The following is a 6,480-nucleotide window of genomic DNA, read 5'->3' as shown; positions in this document are numbered from 1 at the left end:
CCAATCAAGACCGAGAATAAAAACCAGATAGGCACTCAGATGCAGAACAACATAAGCGAAGCACCATAATCCGAGCTGTCGCCGAACAGCAATCCACCCCACCCATCCTGTCAGCCTCTGTATAGGCGTCATACTCAAGGTGATCAACAGTAGGATCAGCGCTCCCAACCCCAATCGATCAACCAGCACTTTTCCCGGATCCGGCCCCAAGGCAAAACTCCAGGCTTCGTACAACCAGAGTAACGGCCACACCGCCGCGACTATAAAGACGCTAACGCGCCACGCCGGAAAGCGCATCAGTAGTTCTTCCTCAGATCGAGACCTGTATATAGAGAGGCAACTTCGTCCGAGTAGCCGTTGAACATCTGCGTGTCACGCACATTGGGCTTGAACAGCCCGCTAGGCAGGCGCCGCTCCCTGGCCTGAGTCCAGCGCGGGTGATCAACCGTCGGATTGACGTTTGCGTAAAAACCATACTCATCGGACGCGATGCTCTGCCAAGTGGTTTTCGGCTGCTCGCTGACCAGACTGATACGCACGATAGATTTGACGCTCTTGAACCCGTATTTCCAAGGCACCACCAAACGCAACGGAGCGCCGTTCTGGTTTGGCAACTCGCGGCCATACATGCCAACGGCAAGAATAGCCAGTGGATTCATCGCCTCATCCAGACGCAGCCCTTCTACATAAGGCCAGTCGATCAGGCCAAAGCCAGAGCGCTGCCCCGACATGGTCTTGGGGTCCTGCAGGGTTTCAAAGCGAATGTATTTGGCCTTGGAGGTCGGCTCGACCTGACTGAGTAGCGCCGAGACCGGGAAGCCGATCCACGGAATGACCATCGACCAAGCTTCTACACAACGCAGACGATAGATGCGCTCCTCCAACTGATAGGGTTTCACGAAGTCCTCCAGCGCATAACGCCCTGGTTTACTCACCTCGCCATCGACAACTACAGACCACGGCTCGGTTTTCAGTGCACCAGCGTTCTGCGCGGGATCGCCCTTGTCGGTGCCGAACTCATAGAAGTTGTTGTAGTGGGTCGCATCCTTGAACGGCGTGATCGCCTCATCCTTGACGGTGACCGCCCCCCACTTGGTTGCAGGGAGTTTTTCGGAAAACCAGGTAGGCGCCTTACCCGGCTCGACATCCGCGTATCGAGCAGCATTGTCGGCGCTGGCCCAACGCGGCAGGCTGCTGACGGCTATTCCGGCGATAGCACCGCCAAGCACACTGCGACGAGAGAGGTAAAGAGACTCAGGCGTGACGTCCGACTCTTGGCAGTCGGACGACTTGGGAAACTTGAACAACATGGCAACTCCGCAGAATTGGAGGACAGATGCACCAATAGACTGCGGAGTATGAGGGAAATTACATCACTCGGCGTTTTTGTGCCGACGAAGACGCAGCAGGTACTGCACCGGACCAGAAGCAGCGTAAGCAAGGAAAACCAGCAGCAGAATGCGTGGCGGATCACTGAAGACCACCGCAAAAACCAGCACCACAGCCAGGATCGCCACGAAAGGTACGCGCCCTTTCAGGTCCAGCTCCTTGAAGCTGTTGTACTTGATATTGCTGACCATCAGCATGCCAGCGGCTGCAACCATCAGCGCAACGAGGAAGGACATCTTGGAGCCCTGAATCCCGTAATCGCTGAACGCCCAGACAATGCCTGCGACCACACCCGCCGCGGCCGGACTGGCCAGGCCGATGAAGTAACGCTTGTCCGCAGTGCCGACCTGAGTGTTGAAGCGCGCCAGACGCAATGCCGCTCCCGCGACATAAATGAAGGCAACCATCCAGCCAACCTTGCCCATATCCCCCAGTGCCCAGCCGAATGCCAGCAACGCCGGCGCGACACCAAAGGCAACCATGTCCGACAGCGAGTCGTACTCGGCACCGAAGGCGCTCTGGGTATTGGTCATGCGAGCAACCCGGCCATCGAGGCCGTCGAGGACCATGGCGACGAAAATCGCGATCGCAGCGAAAGCAAAGTACTTGCTCGCGCTTGCAGCATCACCCGCACTCAAGGCGCTCTGGGCGCTCATCGAGTTGATGATGGAATAGAACCCTGCAAACAGGTTCGCAGTGGTGAACAGATTCGGCAGAAGATAGATACCACGATGCCGGACTTTACGGCCTTCAGCGTCATGCCCCTCTTCGACATGCTCATCGATGGGTAGCAGGCTTTCGGCGTCAGAGGCCTGGCTTGGCTCTTCGGGACGTTCGCTCATGGACATTACCTTGCAACGGTGTGGAAAGTTTCGACAGGTGTCTGCGACAACGGTTCGGCCGCAAACGATGCAGCTTTATACCAGAACCGACCCCTCAAACGAAAAAACGCGGCCTAAGCCGCGTTTTCTGTACACGCTCGTGACTTAGTTTTTGGCTTTGTCGACGATTTTGTTGGCGCCGATCCACGGCATCATCGAGCGCAGTTGCTCGCCGATGATCTCGATGCCGTGCGCAGCGTTGTTACGACGCTTGGCGGTCATCGAAGGATAGCCGGTAGCACCTTCGCTGATGAACATCTTGGCGTATTCGCCGTCCTGAATACGTTTCAGGGCATTGCGCATGGCCTGACGGGATTCAGCGTTGATGACTTCAGGGCCGGTGACGTACTCGCCGTACTCAGCGTTGTTGGAGATCGAGTAGTTCATGTTGGCGATACCGCCTTCGTACATGAGGTCAACGATCAACTTCAGTTCGTGCAGGCATTCGAAGTAGGCCATTTCTGGCGCGTAGCCAGCTTCAACCAAGGTTTCGAAACCAGCCTTGACCAGCTCAACGGTACCGCCGCACAGAACGGCTTGTTCGCCGAACAGGTCGGTTTCGGTTTCGTCCTTGAAGGTGGTTTCGATGATGCCGGTACGACCGCCACCCACGCCAGCAGCGTAGGACAGTGCAACGTTTTTGGCGTTGCCGGAAGCATCCTGATAGATAGCGATCAGGTCAGGGATACCGCCGCCCTTGACGAACTCGGAACGCACGGTGTGGCCCGGAGCCTTCGGCGCGATCATGATCACGTCGAGGTCAGCGCGCGGCACTACCTGGTTGTAGTGGATCGCGAAGCCGTGGGAGAAGGCCAGGGTGGCGCCTTTCTTGATGTTCGGCTCGATTTCGTTCTTGTACAGGGAAGACTGGAACTCGTCCGGGGTCAGGATCATGACCAGGTCGGCAGCAGCAACAGCGGAAGCAACGTCAGTCACTTTCAGGCCGTGAGCTTCGGCTTTGGCAACAGTGGCCGAACCTTTACGCAGACCAACAGTAACGTCGACGCCGGAATCCTTCAGGTTGCACGCTTGAGCGTGGCCCTGGGAGCCGTAACCGATGATGGCAACTTTCTTGCCCTGGATGATCGACAGGTCGCAGTCTTTATCGTAGAAAACTTTCATGAATTTCCCCTATATATCCAGGCCCTGAGGCCATTCGCTAATTTGGTTTAAATGCTGAGTACTTTGTCGCCGCGGGCAATCCCGGTGACGCCACTGCGTACGGTTTCCAGAATCGAGGCAGTGCCGATCGACTGAATGAAACTGTCGAGCTTGTCGCTGGTACCGGTCAGTTGAACGGTATACACGCTGGCGCTGACATCGACGATCTGCCCACGATAAATATCGGTAGTGCGTTTGATCTCGGCGCGCTGGGCGCCGGTGGCCTTGACCTTGACCAGCATCAGTTCACGCTCGATGTGAGCGCTTTCCGACAGGTCTACCAGCTTGACCACTTCAATCAACTTGTTCAGGTTTTTGGTGATCTGCTCGATGACCTCATCGTGGCCAACAGTGGTCAACGTCAGACGCGACAGGGTCGGATCTTCGGTAGGTGCCACGGTCAGGCTTTCGATGTTGTAGTTGCGCTGCGAGAACAGGCCGACTACACGAGACAGAGCGCCCGGTTCGTTTTCCAGAAGCAAGGAAATAATATGCCGCATGATTACGTACGCTCCGTCTTGCTCAGCCACATATCGCGCATGGAGCCGTCTTTGATCTGCATCGGATAGACGTGCTCGCTGGTGTCGACCGAAATATCGAGCACCACCAAGCGATCTTTCATCGCGAACGCTTCCTCCATCTTCGACTTCAAATCCTTCGAGTCGGTAATGCGCACGCCGACGTGACCATAAGCCTCTGCCAGCTTGACGAAGTCAGGCAGCGACTCCATGTAGGAGTGCGAGTGACGACTGCCGTAACTCATGTCTTGCCACTGGCGAACCATACCCAGAACACCGTTGTTCAGGATGACGATTTTTACCGGCAAACCGTATTGCAGACAGGTGGACAGTTCCTGAATGTTCATCTGGATACTGCCCTCGCCCGTCACGCAGGCGACGTCGACATCCGGGAAGCTCAACTTGATGCCCATAGCCGCCGGGAAACCGAAGCCCATGGTGCCCAGGCCACCGGAGTTGATCCAGCGGTTCGGCTTATTGAACTTGTAGTACTGCGCCGCGAACATTTGGTGCTGGCCCACGTCGGAGGTCACAAAGGCATCGCCCTTGGTCACTTCGCACAGGGTTTCGATCACGGTTTGCGGTTTGATGACGCTGCCGTCGCCCTTTTCATAAGGGAACAGGCCACGATCGCCGCGCCATTCATCGACTTGCTTCCACCAACTGGCAACGGATTCCTTGTTCGGGGTCTCGCCGATCTCCTTGAGGATCGCGACCATTTCGGTCAGGACGCTCTCAACCGGGCCTACGATAGGCACGTCTGCCTTGATGGTCTTGGAAATCGAAGCCGGGTCGATGTCGATATGAATGATCTTGGCGTTCGGGCAGAATTTGGCCGGGCCGTTGATCACACGGTCATCGAAACGCGCGCCGACAGCAAGAATCACGTCAGCGTGGTGCATGGCCAGGTTAGCGGTGTAGCTACCGTGCATGCCGAGCATGCCGATGAACTGACGGTCGGTGCCAGGGTAGGCACCCAGGCCCATCAGGGTGTTGGTCACTGGCAGGTTGAGCATTTGAGCCAGTTCGGTCAGCGGCGCGGAGCCACCGCCGAGGATCACGCCGCCGCCTGCATAAAGCACAGGACGCTTGGCCGCCAGAAGCATTTCTGCTGCCTTGCGGATTTGCCCGGAGTGACCACGAACTGCCGGGCTGTAGGAACGCAGCTTGGCTTTTTTCGGGAAGACGTATTCGAACTTTTCGGCCGGGTTGGTCATGTCTTTCGGGATATCGACCACGACAGGACCAGGACGACCGGATTGCGCCAGGTAGAACGCTTTCTTCATGACTTCCGGGATTTCCGACGCGTGCTTGATCATGAAGCTGTGTTTCACGATCGGCCGGGAGATACCGATCATGTCGGTTTCCTGGAACGCATCGGTGCCTACCATGGTGCTAGGCACCTGGCCGGAAATGATCACCATCGGAATGGAGTCCATATAGGCCGTGGCAATACCGGTGATGGCGTTGGTTGCGCCCGGGCCAGAGGTCACCAGTACTACGCCGGCTTTACCGGTAGCACGGGCATAGCCGTCAGCCATATGGGTCGCAGCCTGTTCGTGACGAACCAGGATGTGGGTCACTTCCGGTTCTTTGAACAGGGCATCGTATACATGAAGGAGAGCACCACCCGGGTACCCGTAGATATATTTGACGCCTTCGTCACGCAAAAAGCGGACGAGCATCTCACCGCCAGATAAAAGCTCCACGTTGTTCACCTCTAAAACGCCAGAATACCGCCCACATAAGGGGACGGGTCTTAATAGGTTTACTTCTCAGCAGAGCATGAGCGACGGTGGTCGCCGACTACGTCAGCACTGACTGAGCAAGTATTGGGATCGTCCCAAGTGTTGCGGGGCTTTCCCACCCAGCGCGAGGTAACGCGTTGCGGGTGTAACAGGTCGGCGCGGATGTGCGCCTCATGATCTGCCGAGCGGGTCTGCTTCTGGCAGTCCCTCTACAGCGGACTTTGGATTCTTCTGTTTCGCCCTCTGCAAGTCAAGCCGTCAATGTGCTTTATTCGAACTAAGCACATGAGAACGCAAGAAAAAACCTTTAAACAGCAGGTGTGTTAGCTTCAATTGCGCAACCTACGACAAGGAAACGGCATGCGAACGTTCTTCTTCACAGCCAGTCTGCTGATTGGCCTTAGCCCTTTGTGCATGGCCAGTCCGATCTACACATGGATCGACGGCCAAGGCGTTACCCATTTCGATGCTCAGCCGCCTCAGGACCAGCCAGCCACCACCGTGGTCACGCCCACCCTGCCGGCCGGCAAACCGACCGTGCCACCGCGCAGCAGCGCGATAGGCGATCAACAGGCCGTCGACAACACCGTGAGAAAGCAGATCGCCGGGCAGCAGGCCCAGTTGAAGACGTTCTGCGAACAGGTACGAACGAACCTGGCTCAACTGCAGAACAACCCAAGATTACGCGAGGACGTCGACGGTGAGATGCGTCGCCTGACAGACCAACAGCGTCAGGAGCGCATCACCGAAGCACAAAAACAGATCAAGGATAACTGCCAGTAG

The 6,480-nt window shown here is 56.7% G+C and carries 7 protein-coding genes (1 of these 7 cut by a window edge); 1 reads left to right on the top strand and 6 read right to left on the bottom strand.

The window, feature by feature from the left end:
- The 6 genes from msrQ to BLL42_RS18110 all read right to left on the bottom strand — a co-directional run.
- Positions 1-297, bottom strand: the start of a protein-coding gene (gene msrQ / locus BLL42_RS18135) for a protein-methionine-sulfoxide reductase heme-binding subunit MsrQ (RefSeq protein ID WP_071553308.1). Its footprint begins 324 nt before the window's first position; only the first 297 of its 621 coding nucleotides appear in the window; it begins with the start codon at positions 295-297; its stop codon lies beyond the left edge, outside the window.
- Positions 297-1,310: a protein-methionine-sulfoxide reductase catalytic subunit MsrP gene (msrP, locus tag BLL42_RS18130; RefSeq protein WP_071553307.1), complete on the bottom strand. Its 1,014-nt coding sequence runs from the start codon at positions 1,308-1,310 to the stop codon at positions 297-299. Before msrP ends, msrQ begins: the two co-directional genes overlap by 1 nt.
- Before the next feature lie 63 nt (positions 1,311-1,373).
- Positions 1,374-2,231, bottom strand: a complete 858-nt coding sequence (gene pssA / locus BLL42_RS18125; RefSeq protein ID WP_071553306.1) for a CDP-diacylglycerol--serine O-phosphatidyltransferase — start codon at positions 2,229-2,231, stop codon at positions 1,374-1,376.
- A gap of 144 nt (positions 2,232-2,375) precedes the next feature.
- Positions 2,376-3,392: a ketol-acid reductoisomerase gene (gene ilvC / locus BLL42_RS18120; protein ID WP_003228216.1), complete on the bottom strand. Its 1,017-nt coding sequence runs from the start codon at positions 3,390-3,392 to the stop codon at positions 2,376-2,378.
- 47 nt (positions 3,393-3,439) lie between these two features.
- A complete protein-coding gene (ilvN, locus tag BLL42_RS18115; protein ID WP_003176102.1) occupies positions 3,440-3,931 on the bottom strand; it encodes an acetolactate synthase small subunit in 492 nt (163 codons plus the stop codon).
- 2 nt (positions 3,932-3,933) lie between these two features.
- Positions 3,934-5,658, bottom strand: coding sequence for an acetolactate synthase 3 large subunit (locus tag BLL42_RS18110; protein ID WP_071555788.1), 1,725 nt, complete (start codon positions 5,656-5,658; stop codon positions 3,934-3,936).
- Positions 5,659-6,057: 399 nt separating this feature from the next.
- Between BLL42_RS18110 and BLL42_RS18105 the strand changes: the two genes are divergently transcribed.
- Positions 6,058-6,480 carry a DUF4124 domain-containing protein gene (locus tag BLL42_RS18105; RefSeq protein WP_071553305.1) on the top strand — a complete coding sequence of 141 codons (423 nt, stop codon included), beginning with the start codon at positions 6,058-6,060 and terminating at the stop codon, positions 6,478-6,480.

Source organism: Pseudomonas frederiksbergensis (assembly GCF_001874645.1).
Taxonomy (GTDB): Bacteria; Pseudomonadota; Gammaproteobacteria; order Pseudomonadales; family Pseudomonadaceae; genus Aquipseudomonas; species Aquipseudomonas frederiksbergensis_B.
Note: the sequence above shows the minus strand (reverse complement) of the source record. Positions and strands in the feature narration are given on the sequence as shown.